Below are 2,529 nucleotides of genomic sequence, written 5' to 3'. Positions count from 1 at the left end.
CAGGCAAAGTTCCACTGCGTCGCCTGCGGCCACCTGGCACACGCTGACACCGTGGCAGCCACCAACGTTCTACGGGCCGGGCTGGTCCGTCTCTACGCCCACCAGCTATAGAGAGAAGCCCCCTCCTTCAGGAGGGGGAGGAGTCACGTGCGCCATACTCCTGCACGTCCCGGACGACGACCAGTGCCGAACCCGCGCCTCCACGACTTCGAACCACGGCTCCCGGGCTGTCGAACCAGGACATCGGGGCGCGCTGGGGGCTGGGAAGTGAGGCGGCGTTCAGCCGGTGTTCCACGCCGCCTGCTGGATCAGGCCGGGCGAGCGGCGGCGCGCTGCGCTCTGTGCACAGGATCCCTGCGCTCTCTGCTAACGACCGGAGGGTTTGCCGCCCTCCACAGTTGGGGTGATCCCCCAGAGGGGGCCGCCGATCGGAAAGGGAATCCAGTGACGCGAAACCGGCAGCGGACGCACAGATCCACCGGCGTGGGAAGGGCGATCGTCACACTGATGGTGGCGCTCGCCGCGTGCGTGGCCACGGTGGGCTCAGCCGGCGCGGACGCCCGGCCGGATTTCTCGGCCCAGGCGAGGAGCGCCGGATTGAGCGCCTCCGAGGCCAGGGGCCTGCAGACCAAGGTCGATGCCGCCGCGGCCAAATGGGGTGGGACTCAGGTGGCCGCGAACAAGATCCGGCTGAGCGGCGGGGAGCTGACGCTGACCCTGCCCGGGGAGAAGTACACACGCGACCTCAACGCGACGGGCACCTCAGCGGCGGTTGCGAACCCGCCCTGCCCCTACACCTATGTGTGCGCGTACGAGGGGCGGAACTTCACCGGCGCCTACTTGTCCCTCTTCACCTGCGACACCCTCAACTACATACCCTTCACGGAGGTGGGATCCTGGAAGAACAACCAGCGCGCCGCGCTGAGAGCGAAGTTCTACAGCAAGGACAAGGTGCTGCGCTGGACCTCGCCGGGCGGCTACAGCGAGGACCCGGCGGCGGACTGGAGCTGGGTGTGGTATCTCAGCCCCTGCTGAGTCAGGCGAACGAACCGGCTCACTGGTGACCGACCGCCAACGGCGAGCCAACCGCAACGGGGGGTGGCACCGCCGGGAGAACAACTCGGCGCTGATGGTGGGGCCGGCGGGTCCGCTCGCGCGCGGCGGGGCGCCGTTGCCGCGCCCGAGTGGCCCGCTCAGGTCGCGCTGCGTTCGCTGGCTTCCCGGATGTCCTGTCCCGTGAGGCGGTCGCCCGCGTCCCCCGCCGCAGAGCCCTTCGGCTCCTCACAGCGGCCCGTACGCAACAGGTCCCGCCACTGCTCGCTGCTCAGGCTGGCCGGTTCGGTGGTCGCGATGAAGTCTTCGACGACGGAGAGGAAACGGAGGGGATCGGTGTGAAAAGGGAAGTGCCCAGCCCCGTCGAAGATCTCCAGGCGGCTGCCGGGCATCGCCGTGTGCGCGCCGTGGGCGTGCCGCACCGGCAGCACACTGTCGCGCGTACCCCACAGCAGCAAGGTGGGCATGCCCCGCACCAGATAGCAGCGGTCGAGCAGGGTGACCACCTGGCCCCGCCAGTCGACCACCGCCCGCAGCGTTCTGATGAAGGCGCTACGGGAGGTTGCGTCGGGCAGGGCGTCGACCAGATTGATCAGGTCGGGCGCGTCCTGGCCCAAGTCGGTGTCCAGGGCCTTCATCAGCTGGACCAGGACGCGGGTGTGCAGCCCCATGGTGGGCAGTTTGAGCAGGGACAGCAGCAGGTCCGCCCCCGGCAGCGAGACCGCGCGCAGGACGGGATTGACCTCCCGGCCCACACCCCCGGTGGCGACCAGCACCAGCCGCTCCGTGCGCTCGGGGAACTGGTACGCGAACTGCATCGCCACTCCGCCGCCGAAGGAGTGGCCGACCAGGGTGGCCCGTTCAACGCCGAGGACGCCGAGCAGATCGCGCATGCCGTTCGCGTAGGCAGCCACCGAGTAGTCGGCGCGGGGCTTGTCCGAGGCGCCGTGGCCGAGCAGGTCGGGGGCGATGACGGTGTGGTGGCGCGCCAGGCTGGGGATGAGGTCGGCCCAGGTGGCGGAGGAGTCGCCGATACCGTGGATGAGCAGTATGGCCGGGCCCTCGCCGGCGATGCGGTAGGCCCTGCGGTAGCCGTGCACGACGTGGTGGCGCAGCTCGACGTCCGGCAGGGGCACCGGGCGCGGCCGTCCCTCGCGGGTGTCCGGCCTGAGGAATCCGCTCATGGGCACGCCTCCCTGTTGCCTGTGGCGATGTACGCACCGCGCGGACGTACCGCACCTTCACGAGGGTAGGAGCGCCCACTGCGCGCACAGTTACCGGAAGGTTTCCCCGCCGCAACAACGTCTGCCCTGACTCCGGGCGGTGGGTTGGCCCGCGCAGCGGTGTCATCCGGCCGCTCTCGGGGTCGAGTCGCCATCCGGTAAGTCCACTTGCTCGACCGTCCGACCCGCTGTTATCGGGTCGACGGCCTCGGATCCGTCCGGCCGTGTCGCGGTCACGGCCCGACGGTCGACC

2 protein-coding genes are annotated in these 2,529 nt (G+C 70.0%); one reads left to right on the top strand and one right to left on the bottom strand.

What is annotated here, in order from left to right:
- Positions 1 to 507 precede the first annotated feature (507 nt).
- The gene (locus tag O3X23_RS26055) at positions 508 to 1,035 is read left to right on the top strand and encodes a peptidase inhibitor family I36 protein (protein WP_269273979.1); all 528 of its coding nucleotides are present in this window, start codon (positions 508 to 510) and stop codon (positions 1,033 to 1,035) included.
- Positions 1,036 to 1,193: 158 nt separating this feature from the next.
- On the opposite strand, the gene O3X23_RS26050 is transcribed toward O3X23_RS26055, so the two are convergent.
- Positions 1,194 to 2,237 carry an alpha/beta fold hydrolase gene (locus O3X23_RS26050; RefSeq protein WP_269273978.1) on the bottom strand — a complete coding sequence of 348 codons (1,044 nt, stop codon included), beginning with the start codon at positions 2,235 to 2,237 and terminating at the stop codon, positions 1,194 to 1,196.
- Between the last annotated feature and the right edge of the window lie 292 nt (positions 2,238 to 2,529).

It is taken from the genome of Streptomyces sp. H39-S7 (genome assembly GCF_027158205.1).
In the GTDB taxonomy this organism is placed as follows: domain Bacteria; phylum Actinomycetota; class Actinomycetes; order Streptomycetales; family Streptomycetaceae; genus Actinacidiphila.
This window is presented reverse-complemented; position numbering and strand designations above follow the sequence as displayed.